This window comes from Aeromonas sp. 2692-1, from assembly GCF_013085505.1.
In the GTDB taxonomy this organism is placed as follows: domain Bacteria; phylum Pseudomonadota; class Gammaproteobacteria; order Enterobacterales; family Aeromonadaceae; genus Aeromonas; species Aeromonas hydrophila.
Genome location: NZ_CP038513.1, coordinates 2,050,529 through 2,074,975 on the forward strand (window position 1 = coordinate 2,050,529; position 24,447 = coordinate 2,074,975).

The following is a 24,447-nucleotide window of genomic DNA, read 5'->3' on the forward strand; positions in this document are numbered from 1 at the left end:
ATCAGATCGCACAAACTGGACTGAGTTCCCTTCCTCCGGTGATCTACTATTCGGAACAGCTATTTAGGTGCACACCCCATGTTGGATTCGTCCTACAAGTACTATTACTGCCTGAGCCCCTAAAGCTGTCGACAGCACCTCTGCTGGCCGTTTACCACCTAAGCCCCAGGCTGGGCGGTGTAACCATGACATTGCTCTGACGGTATTGTTTCTGTGGAGGAAGAGAACAGCGTCGAGTGCCTGTACAACGCCGTATACCCTTTCACCCTGTGATACTGATAGGGTGGTCTTATTCCTGACCTTACGTGACAATGTGCCTCGGCTAATGCCCACAAGGCGGCATATCACACCAACATCAGTCATCACTAGTCCGGAAATTTGATGAATGATGCTTGGCGCTACGCCAGCTATGATCCAGAGATGTGCACTCAGTGGATCTTGAGGGATGTTGAGAGTCGTCATAAGGGTGGGTGCTGAACTAGCCTGCGTACTGGGTTGATAAACTGAAAGTGACATATTTTACTGTTCCCGTATTGACAATGATTTGTTCTCATCATCGTACTCCATGTTCAGATTTTCTGACAGTTACCTCACTGGTTATAATTGTTGATGTTGCTGATATGGAGGGCACCCGCCCCCTCCATTAGCGAATGAACGAACTGAATCATGTTCATGGCCTATACCTAGAAATATGGCCTCATTCAGCAAATCCATTTCAAAAAAGCAATAGCGTTATATTCAAGCTACAGCATTTCTTTAAGCCAAAAAATTTGCTCTGCATTTAGTTGGTTTTGGTCACCCAAATCTTTCATTTCTTGTACGAACGTAGAGAGTTCATATTTTATATTCTTCTTTATACATCTCCTAACATAGCTTTCATATAGGCTATTAACAGATGGAGGGAAATTCGTTTCCTGTTGCACCTTTATAGCTGCATTAGAATTGGTTGCACTCCTTAATTTTTCTCTTGTAGCTTGGCTGATATTGTTGTCAATATAGTAATTCATCAGCGTTTCGAGGCTGTGTCCAGTGATCTTAGATAAATCTTGAATAGGTACTCCACTTTCTAGTGCTTTTTTGGCAAAAGTATGTCTGGCATCATATAATCGGCCTATCTTAGGAAAATTAAACTCTTTTTTAACTGCCTGCCAAGTTTTCTGATAAAGGCTCGAAGTTACATGGGGGGCCTTTGCTTCGCGGCAACAAGGAAACATCAACTCACCCTCTCGATCACTCAAGCTTTTTAGAGTTTTGTATTTCGCTACGTAATTCCAGTATGAGTCTGACTCAATAGCAACAATGCGTGCAGCCTTGTTTTTACTAATGTGCTCAGGAATACGTATGGATCTATCATTAATATTAAAATTGTTGCTTGTGTTTCTATATATTTCAGAGTTTCTTGCCCCGCATAGGAACATGGTTGCAACTATGATCTTGGAATCCCCACCACCTGGAGTGTCTTCATCAAAAATAAATTCCACGACTTCATTTGTGGGGTCAGTATATGTTGTGACAGGCCTCTTAGGGTTTCTTGGGAACAGAAAAATATGCCTATCAATTTTATTCTTTGGTAAATAGGTGCACGTAACGCACATATTAAACAAGCTGTTTAATAAGGAATAGTATTTCCTCATTGTTTCTGATGTTATTGGCGTTTCTTTGTTCTGCCAATACTTTTTGAATATTACTGGGTGATCTTCATTAAATTCAGATAGCTTGAGGTCTAACCATGGTTCAAAGGCAGATGAGATTTCCCTTATTGTTTTGTCGGTAACAGGGATTAATGAATTCCTCTTGTTTGATTTGTTTTCACGGTCGTTTTTATAATGCTCTAAAAGATAAGTTCTCAATGTAAAAGACTGATATTTCCACTTTTCTGGATTAATCTTTTCAGCATCACTAACTAATCTCTTAAACTCTTCCTTAGCCTGTGTAACGCTAAAAAAACCTTTTGGATAATGTCCACTTTTAGTGCGAGTCATCCAATTGCCAATTTTCTGCCTCCGATTTTTATCGTAAACAATATAGAATGTCTTAACACTGTTTCCGATTCTTAGTTTTAATCTTGGTTTGTTCTTTTCATTATATTTCTCATCGTCAGAACTATAGTGCGTTAATTCAACGCATTTATTTTTATCATTAATAAATGGAAGACTATCTATGTACTGGTCTTTAAAGGTGAATGAGAATTTCCCTTTAATTATGGCCGCAGGGTGACCCTGGAGCAGCGTCTTAAGATCGAACTCTTCTTTGCGTATGGATGTAGCCGGATTTTTGGGAGCCATTAGGTACCACCGAAAAATGTTCTATTGAGACATTATAGCGGCAAAATAGCGCAAAAGTAGAGTTGAATGGCGTGAATAGCTCTTAAATAGCGCAAAATAGGCATCGATTGCACCGCTCACAAAACAAGCGGCCTGGTTGTTTATGAATGCTTTTTGAACTATAAAGCTATGTTTTTAAAGGAAATATTTATAATTCCTAATATTTAAAAAATCTTATAACAGCCTATTTAGATAGATTTTTAAGCAATAAACATCCCTTAGGAGGGGACCGCTCTATCCTACTGAGCTACGGGAGCATTGTGGCGGGCATTATACAAGAAGCCGCTCCCTTTTAAACCCTTGATTCTTATTCCAATACTGCCAGATCCCCGATCTGGATGTTAAACGGCGAATATTTGTTCTGACTGCTGATGATGGCGCCATCCTCGAATACCTGCACCACTTCGAACAGGCCGTCGGCGGGGTTGCGCATCATGCGCGACTTGCCGTAGGGGTCGATGAAATCGGCATCGTGCTGGATGCGGAACTGATCCCCGAGCCGGACGCCGTTGCGGCGGCCCAGATTGATGTGGGGGCCGCGCTCGTTCTGGCCGACCACCCGGGCGGTGACCGGGGCGCAGCTGAGCTGGGCCACCAGATCCTGCACCGCTTCCTGCAACTGGTAGTTGACCTCCTGGCCGTAGCTCGACTGCCAGAACTGGCCGCTGCTGCTGCCCACCTGATCCCGCTTGGCGAAGGTCCAGTTGGCCCGGCCCTGGTACTCCTTGCGGCCGAGCAGGCTGCCGTTGATGCCGTCGAACAGATAGAGCTGCATGCGAAAGTTGCGGATGGGGTCTTCATACCAGCTGGTCAGCTGGTTGCCTTGCGGCTCGAGGGAGAGATCGTCGATGCTGCCGAGCACCAGATACTGGCTGTCGGTGCGCAGGCTGAGGGCCTTGATCTCCTCGAGGGCGCTGCGATCCCCCTGTTGCAGGTGGAGCGGGTCGATGCGCAGGTTCTCGTCCAGCCACTGGCGCACGGCCACCCCTTGCGGTGCGTTGGCCAGGGCCTCGAACATGCGGCGTGACAGGTTGGCGGGCATGTCGTCGAGGGCGCCGTAGCTCGCCTGCTCGGGGTAGCGCAGCCGCAGCCGCACCAGCGTCAAATCCTTGGCGTAGTGCTGGGTCTGGCAGATCTGGCGCTCGGCCTGGATGTCGGCCTGCAGCGTGATGTACATGCGGCCGTTGCGCACCTCTTCCCGCTTGAGCCGATACTGGCGAATATCGCCGCCGGAACGGATCTGGATCTGCTCGGAGCGCAGGCTGCCGTTTTCCAGGCGCTGGATGCTGGAGACGGCGGCGCCACTGGCCAGCAGAGCCTGCCGCAGGGCATCGCGGGTCGCCTGCTCGCGGGCGTAGACCTCGTCTCCGCCCAGGATGGCGGCACTGCCCTGCGCCTCGATGATCTCGGCCCGGGCCGACAGACTGGCCAGCAGCAGGGTTAACAGCAGCGGTAATTTCATGACAAGCACCTTGAATATGCGGGTCGGCGCGATTCACCTCTGTCGAAGCGAGGTCGCCGGCCGATACAGATCACAGAACCGTGCCGGTTACACAGCACACGCGAGTATTTAGCAAGATCCATGCCTCATTCCCGGCTCAAGCTTTGGCCGGTCGAACCGATAACAAATCAGGTGCAGATACAGGAAAGGTATCCATGAACAAACTCATCACGGCGTTGGCGCTCGCCCTGGCATTGGCCGGCTGCGGCTCCGACCCCATCAACCGGGAGCAGGGTGATCCTCGTCAGGCGGCGCAGGGGATGGAACTCAACTGGTTGGTGGCGCGCATGACCGATCAGCTGATGGAGCGCAAGTCGCTCTCCACCCTGACCGAACCCATCGCGGTCTCTTCTTTCGTCGATCTCGATACCCTGCAGGACACCAACTGGATGGGGCAGCAGATCGAGGAGAGCTTTATTTACGAGCTGAACCGGCGCGGGGAAGTGGTGGTGGATTTCAAGCTGACCGGCAGCATCAAGGTCACCCCGCAGGGGGACTTCGTGATGAGCCGCAACTATCGTGATCTCTCCCCCCGGCTGCCCATCTCCCGCATCCTGACCGGCACCTTCAGCCGCAACAAGCAGGGGATCCTGGTCAATGCCCGCATCATCGACCTGCGTACCAAGATGGTGGAGACCACGGCCCAGAGCCTGATCCCGCAACAATACCTGTTCGGTGCCAACAATTCGTTTGGCCGGGCCTCGATCAACCGCGGTTACCTGATGCGTGACAGCCAGGCGCGTCCCGGCGGCCATCTGGTCAATCTGACGCCCTGACAAGGAGTAGATGCAATGAAAATCCTGTTCGGATGCCTGCTGGCCCTGCTGCTGACGGCGTGCAGCGGCGGCAATCGGGTGGTCAACTATGGCGGCGGCAACAACAAGCCGGATGACTTCCCGGTGCTCAAGGCGGTCGGTTACGCGGTGATCGACATCCAGCCCGGCCCGTCCCAGTCCGAGAAGATGCTGCAGGCCATCCGCGCCTCCAAGATGGATGCCTATCGCGAGCTGGCGGAACAGCTCAACGGCCAGCAGGTGCGCGGCCAGAGCAGCTACAAGGACTTGACCCAGACCTCCAATTCGCTGGACGTGTCGGTAGCCGGCATGGTGCGTGGTGCCAGGGTGGTGGCCTCTTATCCCCGTGGCAACACCTATGCCACCGAGATGGAGCTCGATACCCGCGCCCTCTACAACATCAACCAGCTGATGGCGGGCCAGTTCTGACGGCGTGCCCGCGGCGAATGGACGACAAAAAGGCGACCCCGGATGGTCGCCTTTTTCATTGGCGGTGTCGGCCGCCCAGCCTGGCTGATCCGCGTTGGCTAGTTGCCCAGCAGTACCGGCGGCACGGCGGTCGGTTTGACATCTTCGCTCGGATAGCAGCCCAGCACCTTGATGTAGCGGGTGATCTTGGTCAGCTCCATCAATGCGGCCTGCATGGCCGGGGTCTGCAGGTTGGCGGAGACATCCAGGTAGAACATCTCCTCCCACGGGTTGCCCTGCACCGGACGGGACTCGAGCTTGGTCATGTTGATCTCGTTGCTGCGCAGCACCAGCAGCGCCTCCACCAGCGAGCCCGGTTTCTGGGAGGTGGACATGATGAGGGTGGTCTTGGCCGGGATCTGCGGTGCCACGTCGATGGGCTTGCGCGCCACCACGATGAAGCGGCTGTAGTTCTCCTTCTGGTTGGCCAGCTGCTCGGCCAGCACGTCCAGTCCGTACAGCTCGCCGCCGGCGGCGCTGCCGATGGCTGCCGCCTCCGGGCTCGCTAGTTCCTTCACCTTCATCATGGCGCTGGAGGAGGAGTCGCAGATCTCGTGGCGCGCTCCTTCCAGCTTGCTGAGGTAATGGGAGCACTGCTGGAATACCTGCGGGTGGGCATAGAAGGTCTTGATACGGCCCAGCTCGGTCGGCACGGCGGTGAGGATGCAGTGCTCGATGGGGTAGGTCAGCTCACCGACGATGGAGAGGCTGGTGTGCTGCATCACGTCGTACACCTCGTTGATGGAGCCCGAGCTGGTGTTCTCGATGGGCAGCACGCCGAAGGCGGCACGGCCCGACTCTACCGCATCCAGCACCTCGCGGAAATTCTGGCAGTTCACCTCGATCACCTGATCCTTGTAGCGGGCCAGGTACTTGCGGGCGGCGAGACTGGAGTAGGAACCGCGTGGTCCCAGGTAGGCGACGCTGGTCATCGGCTCCTGCTGCTCCGGGTTGAGCAGGCTCTGCAGATAGGCCTGCTGGGAGAGCACGGAATCTTCGATGATGGTGTGGTAGATGCGGGTGATGTACTGGGCGTCCAGCCCCAGCACACGCCCTTTCTGGATCAGGGCGACCAGCAGATCCTGCTCGCGCTGGGGATCGCGGATCGGGCGCGGGTTGGCCTGCTTGGCGCGGGCGACCTCGATGCTGAGGGTCTTGCGTTTGGCCAGCAGGGCGAGCAGCTCCTGATCCAACTGGGTGATGTCTTGTCTGATCTCGTCGAGCGTTGCCATGATGGTTCCCTATCCAAGTAATCGATTGTGGTGGCTGCAAAAAAAAACCTCCGCTAGGGGAGGCTCGATTCGTCTTTGCTTTCTGTTTACGCGAGTGCTTCACGTGACGACGGGCCTTCCCTCATGAGGGCCGGATAAACGAGAAAGCAAAAAAGAATGGTGCGTGCATGAGTGTGTCCTTGAGGTAACGCCATAACCATTAAGGGATTTGACCGTGCGATGCAAGTAAAACTTGCCCGGGGGAGGAGAACGGGGCAGGGTAGGGGCGTGAGCCTGCGGGGGAAAAACCGGGTAAAACGGACCCGCTTGCTGTCGTAATGATGCAGATAGCTGGAGGTGAAGATGGCGATTATTTTCGACCTGGGACGGGTGGTGGTGAGCTGGGATCCGGTCGGTATCGTGCGCTCGGTGCGCGGGGAGCACGGAGCTGAGCAGCTGGCGGAGCGGCTGTTCAACCACCCGGACTGGCTGGAGGTGGACCGCGGCACCCTCTCACTGCACACCATGGCCCGTCAGGCCGAGCATCGCACCGGGCTGAGCGCCGCCGAAAACCTGGCGATTTTGCAGGCGGTGCCCGCCTCGCTGGTGCCGGATCCCGCTATGCTGAGCCTGATAGAGAGCCTGCATGGGGCGGGTCATACCCTCTACGCACTCTCCAACATGGGGCATGCCAGCATCGACTGGCTGGAGCAGCATCAGCCCTTCTGGCGTTTCTTCAGTGGCAAGGTGGTGTCGGCAAGGGTACGGATGATGAAGCCGGAGCCGGATATCTACCGCTATCTGCTGGTATCGTTCGACTTGCAGGCCGAGCAGTGCCTGTTCATCGATGACAGCCCGGCCAACGTGACTGCCGCACAGGCATTGGGGATCGGCGGCCTGGTGTTTACCGATGCATACAGTTGTCGCCAGCAACTGGTGGCGCAGGGTTACCTGCCCGTCTGAATGGCAGGATGTCGAGGGAGAGGGTATGGAGCATGGCCGGTTTCGCAATTGGCTCAGTCACTATCCGGACGCGGGGCTGCTGATCGCCTGTCTGGATGGCAGCGGGTATCAGCTCTGTGTCGAGGCCGACGGCGAGATGCAGTGTCTCACCGACAGCGGAGGGGGCCGGCTGACCTTTGCCTCCCTCGAACAGGCGGAGGGATTTCTGCGCATGCATCAGGTTCATCAGGCGAAACTTCGGATTTATGATGCTCAGCTGGATGAAAATGAAACTAATTGGCATGAAATTATCATTAAATTCTGATTTATCCCTGCCCTTTAAGGGTTTATTCAGGATTGTTGCAGCACAATGGCGCCCAATTCATCATCCGGTGCCGTCGTTATGGATGCCAATATCGTTGTGCTGAATCGGGGATACGATCAGACCTTTCAGACCAGGGAACAGTCACTTATCGAGACCCTGGCTGGCTACGGCGAACTGGCGGTCTCCTTTTCCGGTCGACTGGAATCCTGCTACAGCATGGATCTGTGCCGCGCCAGCGGTATCCGGATCCGGGCCATCACCCTGGACAGCCCGACCCGCAGTCGCAAGGAGGTGGCGCGCGCCAAGCGCTACTGCCAGCGTTACGGCATCGAGCAGCGGGTGATCAAGACCGATGAGATGATCTTCTGCGATCACCTGCGCCACCTCAACGAGGTGATCGACCCGGTGCGCTACATTTGCCACCTCACCGCGCTGGAAACCGACTGGAGCCATCTGCCCATGCTGCTGCCGGCGCCGGTGGAGGAGCTGCAGGAGTATCTGCGCCGTTTCGGCAGCCTGCCGACCAATACCCTCTGGCTGTTTGCCAAGCAGGGCATGACCCACAGGGACTTTCGCTACGGCTTCAACAAGCGCCAGCTTGGGCGCTGGGGCAAGAGTGCCCACGGCTGCCTGAGTTACCGTTTCTCCGACCCCGAGCTGGTGGAGCGCCGTCATCTGCGAATGGTGGACATGGCGGAGCAGATGCTGGCCGACATGGGGCTGGAGGAGGCCCAGGTGTTCTTTCATACCCTCGCCGATCGGGCCACCACCCTGGCCCGGGTGCGGGTGCCGGACCGGCTGCGGGCCCAGGCCTTCGATCTGCAGCCGGATATCCTCACCGCCCTCAAGAGCACGGCCTTCGATCTGGTGACGCTGGACATGGCGGCGGAAGAGGAGCGGCAGGAGCTGGTGGTCTAGGCAACCGAGGACAGGAACGTGAGTGCGGTCATAGGCAAGCCGGAGCGGACTCTTTATACTGACGCCCTTTTCCATCGACGCCGAGTCATCACCCTATGAAACCCTTGTCCCGTCTGCTGGTTGCCCTCTGCCTCTCACCCCTGCTGGTGCAGGCCGCTCCGCTCACCCAGGTGACCCTGCCGGATGGCCGTCAGGTGCAGCTCAACGATGACTTCACCTGGGAATACCTGCTGCTCAAACCCGCCGCCGACGGCAGCGCGGTGCAGGGCACGGTGGCCGTGCCGGTGCTGACCGAGCAGGCGATGAGCAATCCCGATCTGCTGGCCCAGGCCGTCAAGGACGGGATCGGCGTCAAGCTGGCCAAGGTGGAGGGCTCGGATCCTCTGCAACTGCAATTCATGGTGAGCAACACTGGCACCCGCAACGTGGTACGGGTGCGTGGCAGCGTGACCCTGTTCAGCGAGCAGGGGGCCCAGCTGGTCAAGCAGGAGGCCCGCTTCTGGGTCGGCGAGAACCGTCTGCCGGAGTCCTATCTGCGCAAGGGGCAGCAGCGCCCCTCCATGGTGCTGGAGGTGCCGCGCCCGGCCGGCCTTACCGGCAAGCCCCTGGTGCGGGTCGAGATTGAGGAAGTGGAGTTCCGCTGATCCCTCATGCAACAGGCTCCTTCGTGGAGCCTGTCTTGATTGTTAACCCGGTAACCACCTGCAACAGTTGCTTACATCTGACATGGTTTGGCAACAGCTTGCCGCTCGGCATTTCTCCCCGCCCTCTGCACAATGACCCCATTCCAGCTAGGTCTCAACTAGCTCAACGATGGAGTCATCAAAATGAAAAAAGTTGCACTTTCAGTTCTGGTTCTGGCCGGTTTCGCTTCAACTTCCGCTCTGGCTGAGGATGCCTTCAGCTACGCCAAAGGCGGCCTGACCTGGGCGCACACCAAGTCCGATTACATCGGCGGCAAGGATAGCAACAACCGCGACTTCGGCGGTCTGAATCTGGACCTCTCCAAGAGCTTCGGTTCCAACTTCTACGGTCGTCTGGGCAGCGAGTACACCTCCCGCAACGATGGCAACGACAGCATGGGCATCTCCAGCCTGGGTCTGGGTGTCTACACCCCGCTCAGCACAGGTCTGAACCTGTATGGGGAAGCGGGCCTGATGGGTTACACCATGGAGCGTCAGGTGGCTGCCAACGTCAAAGACAGCGGCTGGGACGTGATCACCCGCAAGAACAGCGGCAGCATGTACGGTGAGGCCGGCCTGCGCTACGACATCGGCGCGGTCGAGCTCTCCACCGGCTACCGCTACGCCAACATGACCGACGACATGCACGATTTCAAAGTGGGCGCCGCCTACAAGGTGAGCCAGAACCTGGCCCTCACCGCCGACTACACCTACCGCAAGTGGGACCTGCAACAGGGCTCCATCACCAGCCTGGGTGTGAAGTACAGCTTCTAATCATCCTTCCTGTAGTGTCTTCATTTTTACCCATGACTTCGGTCATGGGTTTTTTCATTTCCGGTTGATCCACCCTTCACCCTTGTGCCGTATCAGTCCGCAATAGTTATACAACTTACAATTTTTTGTATAACTGCTATAACTGATTCAGACTTATACAAGGAGTGATGGTATGTACAAGATAAAGGTTGGTATCAGCGCCTGCCTGCTGGGGCAGGAGGTACGGTTCGACGGGGGCCACAAGCGTTCCAGCTTCTGCGAGCGGGATCTCGGTGCCCACTTTGACTATCACCCCGTCTGTCCCGAGATGGCCATTGGCCTGGGGGCGCCCCGCGCCGCCATCCGGCTGGTGAAGCGCCACGGCGAGATCCGCGCCGAGGCGAGCAACGGCAGCTTCGATGTCACCGACCAGCTCATCGCCTTCAGCGAGCAGAAGGCGCGCCAGCTCGACTTCATCTCCGGCTACATCCTCTGCGCCAAATCCCCCAGCTGTGGCATGGAGCGGGTGCGGATCTATGGCGCCAACAACGAGGGGAGTGCCAAGGAGGGAGTGGGCCTCTTTGCCAAGGCGCTGATGGAGGCCAATCCCCTGCTGCCGGTGGAGGAAGATGGCCGCCTGTGCGATCCCATCCTGCGGGAAAACTTCGTGCTGCGGGTCTTTGCCTACCACGACTGGCAGCAGCTCTGTGCGCGCGGGATTACCGCCTCTGCGCTGATCCGCTTCCACTCCCGCTACAAGTATCTGGTGCTCTCCCACGCCACCACCCATTACCGGGCGCTTGGCAAGCTGCTCGGCAACCTGGCCAAGGCCGACCTGCAGCAGGTGGCCGACAGCTACATCAAGGGGTTGATGGCGGCGCTGACCCTGCGGGCCAACCGGCGCAGCCACACCAATGTGCTGATGCACCTGCAGGGCTACTTCAAGCGGGTGCTGACTCCGGCCCAGAAGCAGGAACTGTGCGACACCATCGACAAATACCGTACCGGCGTATTTCCGCTGCTGGTGCCGCTCACCCTGATCCGCCACTACCTGCGCGAATACCCCAACCCCTATCTCGCCGAGCAGGTATATCTCAATCCCCATCCCGATACGCTCAAGTTGCGCTACGGGCTCTGAATACTCTGTGCAGGCCCCGGCGGATGGCCGGGGCCTCTCCCTCAACCTTTGCTGGATGCCGTTATGTCTGATTTACCGCACTCTGCTTCTCCTTCGCCGGAGGAGGGGATCTACCCCATTCGCGAGGTCTCCCGCCTCACCGGCGTCAACGCCGTGACCCTGCGCGCCTGGCAGCGTCGCTACGGGCTGGTGCAGCCGGCCCGCACCGAGAAGGGCCACCGCCTCTACAGCGAGCAGGACATTCGCCAGATTGGCGAGATCCTGAGCTGGCTGGAGCGGGGAGTGAGCATCGGACAGGTGAAGGGGCTCTTGAGCGAACCCCAGGCTCAGCCGGTGAGCGATCACTGGCAGCAGACCCTGGAGCAGTTCAGTCAGGCGCTGCTCGCCTTCAACCAGCGCAAGGCCGAGGCCGAGCTGAACGACCTGCTGGCGAGTTACCCGTTCGAACTGGTGCGCAGCCGGGTGCTGCAGCCGCTGGTGGAGCGGCTGCTCGGGCTGTGGCGCGAGCGCCCCGATGGCGAGCTGCTGCAACAGGTGTGGCTCGGTTGGCTGCACACCCGCTTTGCCCGCCACCTGATCGAGCAGGAGAAGGGTATGCCGGTCACCTTGGCGAGCTGGGGACAGGTGGGCCCGCTCGATCTGGTCTGGGCCGCCTACGAGCTGATCGGTCAGGGCCATGAGGTGCAGCTGCTGGGGGCGGTGGAGCCGCGCCATGCCAGCCTGCTGGAGGGGCGTGCAGTTACCCCCTGGCTAGTGCTGCTGGGGGCCGGCCTTGGCAAGCAGGAGCTGGCTGCCGACTGGCCGGCCGGTACCCGCCTGTTTGGTGAACTGGGGCGCCTCTACGATGGCGAGTGGCTGCAAGCCCACGGCTGGCAGGCGAGCCTTGCCGAGGCGATGGCGGGCGGGCCTGCGGCGGCTGGCGCCGGCGGGCGCGGGAGGAAAAAATCATGAAGCTGGTCTGGTTTCGCAGCGATCTGCGCCTTGCCGACAACCCGGCGCTGCGGCATGCCTGCGCCGGTGATGAGCCGGTCGCCGCGCTCTTTATCCTCTCCCCGACCCAGTGGCGGCAGCACAAGCTGGCCCCCGTCCGTCAGCGCTTTTTGCTGGCGCAGGTCGATGTGCTGGGCCGCGAGTTGGCGGCGCTCGGCATCCCGCTTCATCTGCTGCGGGTAGAGGCTTTTAGCGAAGTGCCGACGGCGCTGACAGACCTCTGCCGCGAGCTGGGCGTAACCCAGCTCTACGCCAATCAAGCCATCGAGATCGATGAGCTGCGTCGGGACCAGGCCGTCACCGCCGCGCTGGCGGAGCAGGCGGTGGGTTGTCATTGGCTCAACGGCTGCTGCGTGCTGCCGCCTGGGCGGGTGCTGACCGGCTCTGGCGAGATGTTCAAGGTTTTCACGCCCTTCAGCCGCGCCTGGCTCAAAGCGCTCGATGAGGATGGTTTCGTCATTCATCGCGCGCCCACTGCTCGTGGTGAGCCGCTGCCGTGGCAGCCGCTGGCCGAGCGGCACTTCGTCGATGCCGCCCTTGGCGAGCTGACGGCAGACCCCCGCTGGCCGGTGGGGGAGGCCGAGGCCAGCCGCCGTCTGAATGACTTTCTGGAGCAGGCGGTGCTCGACTATGGCGAGACCCGGGATTTCCCTGCCATCGCGGGCACCTCGGTGCTCTCCCCCTATCTGGCGGCCGGCATCATCAGCCCGCGCCAGTGCGTGGCGGCGCTTCAGCAGCGCCTTGGCTATCGGCCCCAGTCCAAGGCCCAGCCCGGCTTTGTCTGGCTCAATGAGCTGATCTGGCGCGAGTTTTATCGCCACCTGCTGCTGTTGATCCCGACCCTTTCCATGAATCGGCCCTTCAAGCCGGAGACGACGGCCCTGCCGTGGAGCTGGGATCCGGATGCCTTCGCCGCCTGGTGTGAGGGATGTACCGGCTACCCCATCGTCGATGCGGCGATGCGCTGCCTCAATGCCACCGGCTGGATGCACAACCGGTTGCGGATGATAGTGGCGAGCTTCCTCACCAAGGATCTGCACATCCACTGGCGGCTCGGGGAGGATTACTTCATGAGCCGGCTGATCGACGGGGATCTGGCGGCCAACAACGGCGGCTGGCAGTGGGCGGCGGGGACCGGCGCCGATGCGGCGCCCTATTTCCGGGTGTTCAACCCCACCACCCAAGGGCAACGATTTGATCCGCAAGGGGAGTTCATTCGTACCTGGGTCTCTGAACTGGCTGATCTGCCTGCCGCCTATCTGCATCAACCCCACGACTGGTTGCGGCTCAAGGGGCGACACGATTATCCGGCCCCCATGGTGGACCACGCCGTTGCCCGGGTGAGAGCCATCGAGATGTTTCGCGCCCTGGAGAAATAGCATGGATGAGTCGCTGGCCCGCTTTGTGGCCCTCTATCAGCAGCTAAGCAGAGACGAGCTGCACCGTTTGCCCGAGGTCTACGCAAACGAGGTGGTCTTTACCGATCCTGCTCACCGCATCGAGGGGCTGGCGGCGCTCACCGACTATTTTGCCGTCCTCTATCAGCGCCTGGCCTACTGCCGCTTCGTCATCACCAGCAAGCTGCTGCAGGGGCGCCAGGCCTGGCTCGGCTGGACCATGACCTTCTCCCATCCCAGATTGCGCGGCGGTGCGCCGGTGACGGTGGAGGGGGCCACCCGCCTCGAGTTCGACGAGGCGGGCAAGGTGTGCTTGCATCGCGACTACTTCGATCTGGGCGCCATGCTCTACGAGCAGTTGCCGCTGATAGGCCCCCTGGTGCGTACCATCAAGGGGAGGCTGGGCGCATGAGCAGCGGCCGTGTGCTGATCACCGGTGCCACCTCGGGCATCGGCTTTCAGCTGGCGCTCGATTATCGGCGCGCCGGCTGGCAGGTGTGGGGTTGCGGGCGCGATGGCGAGCGGCTGCTGGCGCTGGGGCGTCACGGCATCACGCCACTGCAGTTCGACGGGCGCGATGCCAGCGCCGTGAGCGAGGCGGCCGCCGGCTTGCCACGGGTCGATCTGGTGATCCTCAATGCCGGCCACTGCGAGTACATGGATGTAGCCGAGGGGTTTGACGGTGCCCTGTTTGCTAGGGTCATCGAGACCAACCTCATCGCCACCGGTCATGCCCTGGCCGCCTTTTTGCCGCTGCTCGGGGCGGGCGGACGCCTTGCCATCGTCAGCTCGTCGGTGAGCTGGTTGCCGCTGCCCAGGGCCGAAGCCTATGGCGCCTCCAAGGCGGCCCTCGATTATCTGGCGGATACCCTGCGCCTCGATTTGGCCGGCAAAGGGATCGGGGTGACCCTGATCCGCCCCGGCTTTGTGCAGACCCCGCTCACCGCCAAAAATGATTTTCCCATGCCCTGTCTGGTGACGGTGGAAGAGGCTTCCCGCGCCATCATGGCGGGGCTCACTGCCGGTCGTCACCAGATCCACTTTCCCCGCCGTTTCATCTGGCTGCTGCGCCTGCTTGGCGCGCTGCCGACGGGGCTCTGGCTGCGTCTTGGCCGCACACTCGTTTCGAAAGGACGCCCTTCATGAAGAAAAGGATCGCCATCGTCGGCTCCGGTATTTCAGGTCTGACCGCCGGTTTTCTGCTCCACAAGCTGCACGACATCACCCTGTTCGAGGCGGCGCCGACCCTGGGCGGCCACACCGCTACCGTCGACGTCCAGCAGGCGGGGCGCAGCTATGCCATCGACACCGGCTTCATCGTCTTCAACGACCGCACCTACCCCAACTTCCTGAGGCTGCTCGAGCGGATCGGGGTGGCGCGGCAGCCGGCCGAGATGAGCTTCTCGGTGAAAAGCCCGCAGGGGCTGGAGTACAACGGCCACAACCTGGATACCCTGTTTGCCCAGCGCAGCAACCTGCTGAGTCCCCGTTTCTACGGTTTCGTCGCCGAGATCCTGCGCTTCAATCGGGAGGCGCGGGCCTGGCTGGCGGATGGGCAGCATCAGGGGGGCGGCCCCGAGCTGACCCTGGGGGATTTTCTGCAGGTGGGGGAGTTCAGCGACTACTTCGCCCGCCACTACATCCTGCCCATGGGGGCTGCCATCTGGTCGTCGACGCTGGCCGATATGCGCGCCTTTCCGCTGGGCTTCTTCCTGCGCTTTTTTGCCAACCACGGTTTGCTCGAGGTGGCCAACCGGCCCCAGTGGTACGTGATCCCCGGCGGCTCGCGGGAATATATCGGCCCGCTGACGGCCGGCTGGCAGGCTCACATTCGTCTGGCCTGTCCGGTGCAGGGGATCCGGCGCCAGGCGGACGGGGTGCTGATCCAGAGCAGCTACGGCGAGGAGCGGTTTGACGAGGTGATCCTCGCCTGTCACAGCGATCAGGCGCTGGCATTGCTGGCGGATCCGGGCGAGCGGGAGCAGGCCATTCTGGGCGCCATGCCCTATCAGGCCAACGACGTATGGCTGCACACCGATGTGCGCTGCCTGCCGGTGCGCCGCAAGGCGTGGGCGAGCTGGAACTATCAGCTGGGCGAGGATGACGGGGCGCGGCCGCTGGTGAGCTACAACATGAACATACTGCAGGGGGTTAGCTCTCCGCAGCCCTTCTGCGTCAGCCTCAATCCAAAGGGCAAGGTGGATGAGAGCAAGGTGCTGCGCCGCTTCGTCTACCACCATCCGGTATTCAATCAGGCTTCCATCGCCGCCCAGCAACGGCGCGCCGAGATCTGCGGCCAGCAGCACATCCACTTCTGCGGCGCCTACTGGTACAACGGTTTTCACGAAGACGGGGTGCGCAGCGCCCTGGACGTGGCCAGACGGTTCGGGGCCGAGCTATGAAGGGTGCAGTCCTGAGCGGGCAGGAGGCGAGTGCCGAGGCCATGACCGGCACCCTTAGCGCCATCTGGCAGGGGTCGGTGCGCCACCGCCGCTTCGCACCGCGCGCCCACGCCTTCTCCTACAACCTCTTCATGCTGGGGCTGGATCTCGACGAGTTGGCCACGCTCGGCAAGGGGCGCTGGTTCGGGGTAGAGCGGGCAGGGCTGCTCTCGTTTCACCGTGACGACTACCTGCGCGGCAGCGAGGGGCCGCTCAAGCAGGCGGTGTGGCAGAAGGTGAGCGAACTGGGTGGCGATGCCGAGCCCGAGGGGCGGGTGCTGCTGCTCGGCAACGTGCGCTGTCTGGGTTTCTACTTCAGCCCGGTCAACTTCTACTTCTGCTACCGGCAGGGCGAGGCGCGCTATCTGCTGGCGGAGGTGTCGAATACCCCCTGGAACGAGCGCCACTACTACCTGCTGGATCTGGCGGCGCTGGCCCCCCACGACAAGGATTTTCACGTCTCTCCCTTTATGGGGCTGGCGATGCGCTACCACTGGCGCATTCGTCCGCCCACGCAGGAGACACTGATCCACATCGAGAGTCATCCCGTATCCGGGGAGGCCAAGCTGTTTGACGCCACCCTGGCACTGCGCCGGGCGCCGCTGTCGCGCAAGGGGCTGCTGGCCCTGCTGGCCCGCTGGCCCTGGATGACCATGAAGGTGCTGCTCGGGATCTACTGGCAGGCCCTGCGTCTTTTTATCAAACGAACACCCATCTTTACCCATCCGGAGAGCCGCTAATGGAACTTGTGCAATCAACCCTCTCTGCCTCTTTCATCGACAAGGGGGCCAGGCAACTGCTGCTCAATCTGCTGGGTCGCCTCGAACATGGCCAGCTGCTGCTGCGGGATGGCGGTGAGCGCCACAGCTTTGGCGTGGCGGGCACCGACCTGCACGTCGAGCTGGTGGTGCAGGATCCGGCCTTCTACCACCGCCTGCTGCTGGGGGGCAGCATCGCCGCCGGGGAGACCTGGGTGGAGGGGCTCTGGACCAGCCCGGATCCGGTGGCTCTGGTGCGGCTGCTGGCCCGCAACCTGCCGCTGCTCGATTCCCTTGAGCGGCGCCTCGGCTGGCTCAGCTTCCCGTTCAACAAGGTGCGTCACTGGCTCAATCGCAATACCCTGACCGGCTCGCGCTCCAACATCGCCGCCCACTACGATCTCGGCAACACCCTCTATCAGGGTTTTCTCGACAGCCATATGCAGTACTCGAGCGCCATCTATCCGAGCGCCGGTGCCACTCTCGAAGAGGGGCAGCAGGCCAAGCTGCGCACCATCTGCGAACGGCTGGAACTGGGGCCTGACGATCATCTGCTGGAGATCGGCACCGGCTGAGGCGGCCTCGCCGTCTATGCGGCTCGTCACTACGGCTGCCGGGTGACCACCACCACCATCTCCCGGGCCCAGCACGACTACGCCAAGGAGTGGATTGCGCGAGAGGGGCTGGGGGATCGCATCACCTTGCTGCTGGAGGATTACCGCAAGCTGGAGGGCACTTACGACAAGCTGGTCTCCATCGAGATGATCGAAGCGGTGGGCCACGCCTTCCTGCCCGACTATTTCCGCCAGCTGTCACGGCTGCTCAAACCCGGTGGTCGCCTGCTCATTCAGGCCATTACCATTGCCGATCAACGCCATGCCCAGTACCTGCGAGGGGTGGATTTCATCCAGCGCTACATCTTCCCGGGTGGCTGCCTGCCGAGCGTCTCCCAGATGGCGGGGTTGCTGGCGCGGGAGACCGACATGCAGCTGGTGCGGCTGCACGATCACGGCCACCACTATGCCCGCACGCTGGCTGATTGGTGCGAGCGCTTCCTGGCGCTGGCGCCCGAGCTGCCAGCCCTCGGCTACAGCCAGGATTTCATCCGCTTGTGGCACTTCTATTTCGCCTACTGTGAAGGGGGCTTCTGGGAGCGCACCATCAGCCTGGTGCAGCTGGAAGCGGCCAAACCGGGCCCACTCGGCTGGAGTGGGGATCTGCCCGTCGGCGGTCGCTGATCATGTGGCAGTGGGCCCATCTGCTGGGGTTCAACCTCTACTGGTTGCTGGCGGTGAAGTGGCAGCAGCCGGGCCCGCTGCTGGCACTGCTGCTGCTTCATTTTCTTTTCTCCCCCCGCCGCTGGCACGACTGGCGGCTCATCCCGGTCGCTCTTGCCGGCAGCCTGCTCGATGCCTTGCTCTGGCAACTCGGGCTGTTTTATTTCAACACCGGTTTTCCGCTCTGGCTGGTGCTGCTCTGGTGCGGTTTTGCCCTGACCCTCTCCCACGGTCTGCGCTGGCTGCGGCCCTTGCCGCGCTGGCAGCAGGGGCTGTTCGGCATGGTTGGGGGAGCCTCCTCCTATGTGGCGGGAGCCGCCATGGGGGCAGTACACTTACCTTGGGGCATCGGGATCAGTGCGGCACTGCTGGCGGTGATCTGGATGTGGTGGTTACCCGTACTCCTGTGGGTAACGGTCAAGCTGGAGGGTGAAGCGAGATGAACACCTTTTCGACCGACACCTTGTTGTTTTCCAAATGGACCAAAGAGAGCCGGCACGAGCTGACCGAGCGTTTCTATCTGGTGGTGGCCTGTCAGCGCGACGCGCAGGGGCAGCTGCAGCAGGTGGTGATGCAGGATATCAACACGCTGCTGGAACAGGAGATGGACTGGCATGAACTCGAAGATCCCGCCCATTGGCACATGGGGTGGAATTAGCCTGCTGCTGGCAGGCTTGAGCCTACCGCTGACCCCTTTCGCCCAGACCGGGCAAGCTCTGGTTACTCCCTGGCAGCAGTTGCAACCGGTTGGGCGCGGCGAGATGAGCTGGCTCTGGTTCAAGCTCTATGACGCCACCCTCTACAGCGAGAACGGCCGCTATCGGCCGGGTCACTATCCTCAGGCACTCAGCCTCACCTACGCCAGAGCCATCGAACGGGAAGATCTGCTGAGCGCCACCGCCGCCGAATGGCAGCGACTGGGGCTGGGCAGCGAGCAGCAGCGTCAGGGCTAGCTTGGCCAGCTCGCCGCGCTCTGGCCCGATGTCCAGGCGGGTGACCGGCTTACCTTCTATGTCGACAGGGGCGGCGCGGGCCATTTCTGGTGGCGGGACAAGCCGCTCGGCACCCTTGCCGATCCGCAATTTTCGGCGGCCTTTCTTGCCATCTGGCTGGCACAAGGGAGCCGCGATCCGGCGCTTACTCGCCGCCTGCGAGGAGAGCGCTGATGCAAAAGGAATTCATGAAATACATCCGCACTTGGCGCTACCTGCTGTTGTTGCCGCTGCTGCTGTTGGCTGGTTGCGGCAGCAGTCTGGAGGATTATCGCGGCCAGGGCCCTGAATGGGAGCTCGCCCGCTTCTTCAATGGCAAGCTGACGGCGCACGGTCTGGTGACCGATCGCAGCGGCGAGGTGACCAGCCGTTTTCGGGTGGAGATGCGCGGGCACTGGCAGGGGGACAAAGGAGAGCTGTTCGAGCAGTTCTATTTTGATGACGGGCGCCAGCAGACCCGCACCTGGTTTTTGAGCAAGGGGGCGGATGGTCACTGGCGCGGCACGGCGGCCGACGTGGTGGGGGAGGCGGTAGGCAAGACGGCAGGCTTTGCCCTCAACTGGCGCTATCAGCTCGATCTGGCGCTGCCTGACGGCAGCGTGGTGCGGGTGAGTTTCGATGACTGGATGTATCTGCTGGATGAAAATCGCCTGCTCAACCGGGCTGCCATCAGCAAGTTCGGCATCCAGCTGGGGGAGGTGCTCCTCTACATCGAGCGGCAGCCTGAATGAGCCGCCTAGCCCGGCCGACAGCAGGGATGATAGCCGCACTCTATCAATCAGTTAGATCTTAACTATTACCTTTTGAGTCTGATGAGTTCTAAGATGACCAGGTCGTCAAATCTGGAGGTGAAACATGAAGAGTCCGATTGGTCTTGATACCGTTCAATCACAAGCACTGGCCGCCGAGCTGAACAAGTTGCTGGCCAGCTACCAGATCCTTTACATGAACGTTCGCGGCTTCCACTGGAACATCCGCGGCAACCAGTTTTTCGAGCTGCACCTGAAGTTCGAAGAGATTTACAACGACCTGCTGCTGAAGGTCGATGCGCTGGCTGAGCGCATCCTGACCCTGGATGGCGTGCCGCTGCACAGCTTCAGCGACTACCTGAAAGTTTCCGCCATTCCCGAGCAGAAGGGGCTGCACGACGGTCGTGCCTGCGTCGAATCCCTGCTGGAGAGTTTCCGCGAACTGCTGGTAGCCCAGCGCCGCATCCTGGGGCAGGCCGCCGATGCCGGTGATGAAGGGACTGCGTCCATTCTCTCCGACTACGTGCAGCAGCAGGAGAAACTGGTCTGGATGCTGCGCGCTTATTTAGCCTGATAGTCAACCAAGCCGGACGCTGCGAAGCATGCCTGCTTGATGAAGCGAAGGGCTGGACCTGCCTGACCAGACGCCAGCCCAGCTCGTTCCGTTATCGTGTTCTGTTGCAAACCTGAGTTGTCTCTCCTTTTATCCACCCGCTTGCCGCCCCGTTTGGGCGGCTTTTTTGTTTTTGATCTGCATCAATGAAAATTGAATTGGCAAATTGAATGCCTATTAAGTTCTGAGCCGTAGGAATAGAATCGCCACAAAACAAACAACTGAAATGTCCAATTAGGAGAGGCATGATGTTTTGTGTGCAATGTGAACAAACAATTCGTACCCCAGCAGGCAACGGCTGCGCCTATGCACAAGGTATGTGCGGCAAGACGGCTGAAACTTCTGATCTGCAGGATGTGCTGATCTATACCCTGCAGGGGCTCAGCGCCTGGGCGCTGGCCGCCCGCGAGCACGGCATCGTCGACAGCGAGATCGACGCTTTCGTGCCCAAGGCCTTCTTCGCCACCCTCACCAACGTCAACTTCGACTCCGCCCGCATCGTGGCGTATGTCAACCAGGCGCTGACCTATCGTCAGCAGCTGGCTGCCAAGCTGGCACCGCTGGCGGTGCAGGCCGACACACTGCCCGCTGCCGCCCGTTTCGAGCCGGGTGCCGATCTGCTAGCCCAGCTGGCCCAGGCGCCGCAGACCGCGGTCAACCGCGGCAAGAACGAAGTCAACGAAGACATCATGGGGCTGCGCCTGCTCTGCCTCTACGGCCTCAAGGGCGCCGCTGCCTACATGGAGCACGCCCGGGTGCTGGATCAGCAGGATGCCGGGGTAGCCGCCGAATTCCATCGCATCATGAGCTGGCTCGGTACGGATCCGAGCGATCTGGATCCGCTGTTCAAGTGCGCCATGGACATTGGCCTGCTGAACTTCAAGATCATGGAGATGCTGGACCTCGGTGAAACCACCGCCTTCGGCCACCCCGAGCCGACCCAGGTTCGCGTCACTCCGGTTCCGGGCAAGTGCATCCTGGTCTCCGGTCACGACATGGTGGATCTCAAGCTCATCCTGGAGCAGACCAAGGGCACCGGCATCAATGTCTACACCCATGGCGAGATGCTGCCGGCGCTGGCCTACCCCTTCTTCAAGCAGTATCCGCACCTGGTGGGCAACTACGGCTCCGCCTGGCAGAACCAGCAGAAGGAGTTTGCCAACTTCCCGGGCGCCGTGGTGATGACCTCCAACTGCATCATCGACCCGAATGTGGGCAACTACTCGGATCGCATCTTCACCCGCTCCATCGTCGGCTGGCCGGGCGTGACCCACCTGGAAGGGGAAGATTTCTCCGCCGTGATCGCCAAGGCGCAAGCGCTGGAAGGCTTCAAGCACGTTGAGCTGGAGCACTTCATCACCATCGGCTTTGCCCGCAACGCCCTGATGCAGGCCGCCCCGGCGGTGATCGACAAGGTCAAGGCCGGCGAAATCAGCCACTTCTTCCTGGTCGGTGGCTGTGATGGTGACCGTGCCGAGCGCGCCTACTACACCGAGTTTGCCAAGGCGATCCCGCAGGACAGCCTGCTGCTGACCCTGGGTTGCGGCAAGTACAAGTTCAACAAGCTCGATTTCGGCGACATCGGCGGCATTCCGCGCCTGCTGGATGTGGGTCAGTGCAACGATGCCTACTCCGCCATCCAGCTGGCGCTGGCGCTCTCCGAAGCATTCGAGTGCGGCGTCAACGATCTGCCGCTGACCCTGGTGCTCTCCTGGTTCGAGCAAAAAGCCATCGTCATCCTGCTCACCCTGCTGGCGCTGGGTGTGAAGGACATCCGTACCGGCCCGACTGCTCCGGCCTTCCTCACCCCGGCTCTGCTCAAGGTGCTGGAGGAGCAGTTCGGTCTGAAAGGAACCACCACGGCCGAAGCCGATCTCGCCGAGATCCTGGCGGCCTGAGCGGCGCCACATCCGCCTTACACGCTCAGCATGTTGTAAGCCTTTGGCGAGCCTGATGGCTCGCCTTTTTTTAACGACCACTTTCCAACATTTTTCAGCAAGAGGAGCCTTGCGATGACCTCCACCTCTCTCACCCTCAGGTGCATCGGCCGCCGGGCGGATACCCACGACGTGGCGAGCTGGCAGTTCGTGCCGCAGACGGGCAGCCTGCCTGCCGTGCTGGCTGGCCAGTGCGTGACGCTGCACACCGAGATTGACGGCAAGCCCCAATGCCGTGCCTATACCCTCTCTTCCAGCCCGCAGGATGCCTGCTGGCAGGTCACCATCAAGGATGTCGGACTGGTCTCCCACCATCTGCATCAAACCCTGCAAGTGGGGGACGAGATCCGGGTGGATGGCCCCTTCGGCGACTTCAACCTGACGGCCTTGCCCTGCGAGCGGCCGCTGCTCTTGAGCGCCGGTTCCGGCATCACCCCCATGTGGGCCATGCTGCGTGACGAGCTGGCCAAACGGCCGGACGCCGACATCCGCTTCATTCACAGTGCCCGCTCGCCGGAGGATGTGATCTTCGCAGACGATTTGGCTGCGCTGGCCGCTGCTCATTCCGGCGTGCGCCACGCGTTAGTGCTGGAGAAAGTAGGGGATGAGGCGCCAACGGCTTATCCCTGGGTTGGCCGGCTCACACCGGAGATGCTGAGGGAATTGGCGCCAGATTTGCTCGCACGCCACGTCTATCTGTGCGGGCCTGCCCCCTACATGACCGCCGTCTGCACCATGCTGGCGGAGCTGGGACTGCCGGCAGCGCAGTTGCACCAGGAGTCGTTCGGCCTGCCTGCTGGAACATCGAGTACGGCGCCAGTTGCGGCCGGCAGCGACCACTTCTGGCTGACCCTCAAAAAGAGCGGCAAGAAGGTGAAGATCCTGCCGGGTCAAACCCTGCTGGCGGCGCTGGAGGGAGCGGGGGAGACCATGATGGCGGCCTGCCGCGCCGGGGTGTGTGGGGCCTGTCGCTGTACCACGGAGGGCAAAATCGAGCGCCAGAGCGTGATGACCCTGAGCGCACAGGATCTCGAGCGCGGGGTGGCACTGGCCTGTTCCTGCACCGCCAGCGGGGATGTCAGCGTCGACTATTGAGGGCGTCATTGGCATCCCGCTCTTTTCCTGAGAAGGCTGGGCGGGTAGACTCTGCCCCCAGTTTCAGTCGAACACGGGATACATAATGACAATTCTGGTCACAGGGGGCGCCGGCTATATCGGCTCCCATACCCTGGTTGAACTCTTGAACGTCGGGCAGCAGGTCGTGGTGCTGGACAACCTCTCCAACTCCTCCCCCGAATCGCTCAAACGGGTCGAGCGGATCACCGGCAAGCCGGTCATCTTCGTCGAAGGGGATGTGCTGGACCGGGCCTGCCTGCAACAGCTGTTTGCCGCCCACCAGATCGAGTCGGTGATCCATTTCGCTGGGCTCAAGGCAGTCGGTGAGTCGAGCCAGATCCCGCTCACCTACTACCAAAACAACATCACCGGCACCCTGGTGCTGTGTGAGGAGATGGCCAGGGCCGGCGTGTTCCGGCTGGTATTCAGCTCCTCGGCCACCGTTTACGGCGATCCGGCCTCGGTACCGCTGCGGGAAGATTTCCCCACCAGCGCCACCAACCCTTATGGCCGCTCCAAGCTGATGGTCGAAGAGATCCTGCGCGATCTCGCCAAATCCGATCCGCGCTGGGCCATAGTGCTGCTGCGCTACTTCAACCCGGTCGGTGCCCACGAGAGCGGCCTGATTGGCGAAGATCCCAACGGCATTCCCAATAACCTGCTGCCCTATATCAGTCAGGTCGGCGTGGGCAAGCTCAAGGAGCTGGGGGTGTTTGGCAACGACTACCCGACGCCGGATGGTACCGGGGTGCGCGATTACATCCACGTGGTGGATCTCGCCATCGGTCACCTCAAAGCGCTGGCGCGCATCGCGTCGGATACCGGCGTCTTTACCTACAACCTGGGGACCGGGCAGGGCTATTCGGTGCTGGAGATGATCAAGGCATTTGAAGCGGCCAGCGGTCGCACCATTCCCTACCAGATCAAGCCCCGTCGCCCCGGCGACATCGCCGAGTGCTGGGCCGAGCCGCACAAGGCCCGTGCCGAGCTGGGCTGGCAGGCCGAGCGCGGTCTGGAGCGGATGATGGTGGATACCTGGCGCTGGCAAAGCCAGAATCCGAACGGCTACCAAGCCTGAGGATGTGAAGCCTGAATAAAAAACGCCCCGGCATGCCGGGGC

Annotated in this window: 25 protein-coding genes, 2 pseudogenes and 1 other annotated feature; of the genes and pseudogenes, 23 read left to right on the plus strand and 4 right to left on the minus strand. The window is 60.4% G+C overall.

Going from position 1 to position 24,447, the window contains the following annotated elements; genetic code table 11:
* Positions 1-63: 63 nt before the first annotated feature.
* The 3 genes from E5E97_RS09960 to E5E97_RS09970 form a co-directional block, all read right to left on the minus strand.
* Positions 64-516 (minus strand): antitoxin Xre/MbcA/ParS toxin-binding domain-containing protein, encoded by a 453-nt coding sequence (locus E5E97_RS09960; protein WP_171280224.1) that lies wholly within the window; start codon positions 514-516, stop codon positions 64-66.
* 227 nt (positions 517-743) lie between these two features.
* A complete protein-coding gene (locus tag E5E97_RS09965; protein ID WP_171280225.1) occupies positions 744-2,285 on the minus strand; it encodes a tyrosine-type recombinase/integrase in 1,542 nt (513 codons plus the stop codon).
* A gap of 346 nt (positions 2,286-2,631) precedes the next feature.
* Positions 2,632-3,786: a flagellar assembly protein FlgT gene (locus tag E5E97_RS09970; RefSeq protein WP_029303764.1), complete on the minus strand. Its 1,155-nt coding sequence runs from the start codon at positions 3,784-3,786 to the stop codon at positions 2,632-2,634.
* 194 nt (positions 3,787-3,980) lie between these two features.
* Between E5E97_RS09970 and E5E97_RS09975 the strand changes: the two genes are divergently transcribed.
* Together E5E97_RS09975 and E5E97_RS09980 are read left to right on the plus strand one after the other, a co-directional pair.
* Positions 3,981-4,601 carry a FlgO family outer membrane protein gene (locus E5E97_RS09975; RefSeq protein ID WP_039215697.1) on the plus strand — a complete coding sequence of 207 codons (621 nt, stop codon included), beginning with the start codon at positions 3,981-3,983 and terminating at the stop codon, positions 4,599-4,601.
* 15 nt (positions 4,602-4,616) lie between these two features.
* Positions 4,617-5,048, plus strand: a complete 432-nt coding sequence (locus tag E5E97_RS09980; RefSeq protein WP_011705018.1) for an LPP20 family lipoprotein — start codon at positions 4,617-4,619, stop codon at positions 5,046-5,048.
* 98 nt (positions 5,049-5,146) lie between these two features.
* On the opposite strand, the gene pheA is transcribed toward E5E97_RS09980, so the two are convergent.
* Positions 5,147-6,319: a prephenate dehydratase gene (gene pheA, locus E5E97_RS09985; protein WP_011705019.1), complete on the minus strand. Its 1,173-nt coding sequence runs from the start codon at positions 6,317-6,319 to the stop codon at positions 5,147-5,149.
* 38 nt (positions 6,320-6,357) lie between these two features.
* Positions 6,358-6,492, minus strand: a sequence feature (Phe leader region).
* Positions 6,493-6,661: 169 nt separating this feature from the next.
* On the opposite strand from pheA, the gene E5E97_RS09990 reads away from it, so the two are divergent.
* From E5E97_RS09990 to galE, 21 genes and pseudogenes are all read left to right on the plus strand, one after another.
* Positions 6,662-7,261 (plus strand): HAD family phosphatase, encoded by a 600-nt coding sequence (locus E5E97_RS09990; RefSeq protein ID WP_118881760.1) that lies wholly within the window; start codon positions 6,662-6,664, stop codon positions 7,259-7,261.
* A 25-nt stretch (positions 7,262-7,286) separates the two neighbouring features.
* On the plus strand, positions 7,287-7,565 hold the full coding sequence (locus E5E97_RS09995) for a DUF6482 family protein (protein ID WP_011705022.1): 279 nt from the start codon (positions 7,287-7,289) through the stop codon (positions 7,563-7,565).
* Between the two features lie 45 nt (positions 7,566-7,610).
* Complete coding sequence (locus E5E97_RS10000) at positions 7,611-8,483, plus strand: hypothetical protein (RefSeq protein ID WP_060388723.1); 873 nt, start codon at positions 7,611-7,613, stop codon at positions 8,481-8,483.
* A 95-nt stretch (positions 8,484-8,578) separates the two neighbouring features.
* Positions 8,579-9,127: a DUF3157 family protein gene (locus E5E97_RS10005; RefSeq protein WP_042065180.1), complete on the plus strand. Its 549-nt coding sequence runs from the start codon at positions 8,579-8,581 to the stop codon at positions 9,125-9,127.
* A 183-nt stretch (positions 9,128-9,310) separates the two neighbouring features.
* Entirely contained in the window at positions 9,311-9,940 is a 630-nt protein-coding gene (locus E5E97_RS10010; protein WP_011705025.1) for an outer membrane beta-barrel protein, read from the plus strand.
* A gap of 172 nt (positions 9,941-10,112) precedes the next feature.
* Complete coding sequence (locus E5E97_RS10015; protein ID WP_016349814.1) at positions 10,113-11,057, plus strand: DUF523 and DUF1722 domain-containing protein; 945 nt, start codon at positions 10,113-10,115, stop codon at positions 11,055-11,057.
* 63 nt (positions 11,058-11,120) lie between these two features.
* Positions 11,121-12,008: a MerR family transcriptional regulator gene (locus E5E97_RS10020; protein ID WP_171280226.1), complete on the plus strand. Its 888-nt coding sequence runs from the start codon at positions 11,121-11,123 to the stop codon at positions 12,006-12,008.
* Positions 12,005-13,426, plus strand: a complete 1,422-nt coding sequence (gene phrB, locus E5E97_RS10025; protein ID WP_171280227.1) for a deoxyribodipyrimidine photo-lyase — start codon at positions 12,005-12,007, stop codon at positions 13,424-13,426. The genes E5E97_RS10020 and phrB overlap by 4 nt, the downstream gene beginning before the upstream one ends.
* A gap of 1 nt (position 13,427) precedes the next feature.
* Positions 13,428-13,856 (plus strand): nuclear transport factor 2 family protein, encoded by a 429-nt coding sequence (locus tag E5E97_RS10030; RefSeq protein WP_171280228.1) that lies wholly within the window; start codon positions 13,428-13,430, stop codon positions 13,854-13,856.
* Positions 13,853-14,590 carry an SDR family NAD(P)-dependent oxidoreductase gene (locus E5E97_RS10035; protein ID WP_171280229.1) on the plus strand — a complete coding sequence of 246 codons (738 nt, stop codon included), beginning with the start codon at positions 13,853-13,855 and terminating at the stop codon, positions 14,588-14,590. Before E5E97_RS10030 ends, E5E97_RS10035 begins: the two co-directional genes overlap by 4 nt.
* Positions 14,587-15,846 (plus strand): NAD(P)/FAD-dependent oxidoreductase, encoded by a 1,260-nt coding sequence (locus E5E97_RS10040; RefSeq protein WP_171280230.1) that lies wholly within the window; start codon positions 14,587-14,589, stop codon positions 15,844-15,846. The genes E5E97_RS10035 and E5E97_RS10040 overlap by 4 nt, the downstream gene beginning before the upstream one ends.
* Complete coding sequence (locus E5E97_RS10045) at positions 15,843-16,625, plus strand: DUF1365 domain-containing protein (RefSeq protein ID WP_130632874.1); 783 nt, start codon at positions 15,843-15,845, stop codon at positions 16,623-16,625. Before E5E97_RS10040 ends, E5E97_RS10045 begins: the two co-directional genes overlap by 4 nt.
* Positions 16,625-17,881: pseudogene (locus E5E97_RS10050) on the plus strand (class I SAM-dependent methyltransferase). The gene E5E97_RS10045 and the pseudogene E5E97_RS10050 overlap by 1 nt, the downstream one beginning before the upstream one ends.
* Positions 17,882-17,883: 2 nt before the next feature.
* Positions 17,884-18,363 (plus strand): DUF2878 domain-containing protein, encoded by a 480-nt coding sequence (locus E5E97_RS10055; protein ID WP_045529309.1) that lies wholly within the window; start codon positions 17,884-17,886, stop codon positions 18,361-18,363.
* Positions 18,360-18,578 (plus strand): TIGR02450 family Trp-rich protein, encoded by a 219-nt coding sequence (locus E5E97_RS10060; RefSeq protein ID WP_011705034.1) that lies wholly within the window; start codon positions 18,360-18,362, stop codon positions 18,576-18,578. Before E5E97_RS10055 ends, E5E97_RS10060 begins: the two co-directional genes overlap by 4 nt.
* Positions 18,535-19,086: pseudogene (locus E5E97_RS10065) on the plus strand (chalcone isomerase family protein). Before E5E97_RS10060 ends, E5E97_RS10065 begins: the two are co-directional and overlap by 44 nt.
* Complete coding sequence (locus tag E5E97_RS10070; RefSeq protein ID WP_171280231.1) at positions 19,086-19,643, plus strand: DUF3833 domain-containing protein; 558 nt, start codon at positions 19,086-19,088, stop codon at positions 19,641-19,643. Before E5E97_RS10065 ends, E5E97_RS10070 begins: the two are co-directional and overlap by 1 nt.
* Before the next feature lie 124 nt (positions 19,644-19,767).
* Positions 19,768-20,235 carry a Dps family protein gene (locus E5E97_RS10075; RefSeq protein WP_011705037.1) on the plus strand — a complete coding sequence of 156 codons (468 nt, stop codon included), beginning with the start codon at positions 19,768-19,770 and terminating at the stop codon, positions 20,233-20,235.
* Positions 20,236-20,522: 287 nt separating this feature from the next.
* Positions 20,523-22,172 carry a hydroxylamine reductase gene (gene hcp, locus E5E97_RS10080; RefSeq protein WP_041217225.1) on the plus strand — a complete coding sequence of 550 codons (1,650 nt, stop codon included), beginning with the start codon at positions 20,523-20,525 and terminating at the stop codon, positions 22,170-22,172.
* Between the two features lie 114 nt (positions 22,173-22,286).
* Positions 22,287-23,306 carry a hybrid-cluster NAD(P)-dependent oxidoreductase gene (locus tag E5E97_RS10085; RefSeq protein ID WP_171280232.1) on the plus strand — a complete coding sequence of 340 codons (1,020 nt, stop codon included), beginning with the start codon at positions 22,287-22,289 and terminating at the stop codon, positions 23,304-23,306.
* An 85-nt stretch (positions 23,307-23,391) separates the two neighbouring features.
* Entirely contained in the window at positions 23,392-24,405 is a 1,014-nt protein-coding gene (galE, locus tag E5E97_RS10090) for a UDP-glucose 4-epimerase GalE (RefSeq protein WP_171280233.1), read from the plus strand.
* The last annotated feature ends 42 nt before the right edge of the window (positions 24,406-24,447 follow it).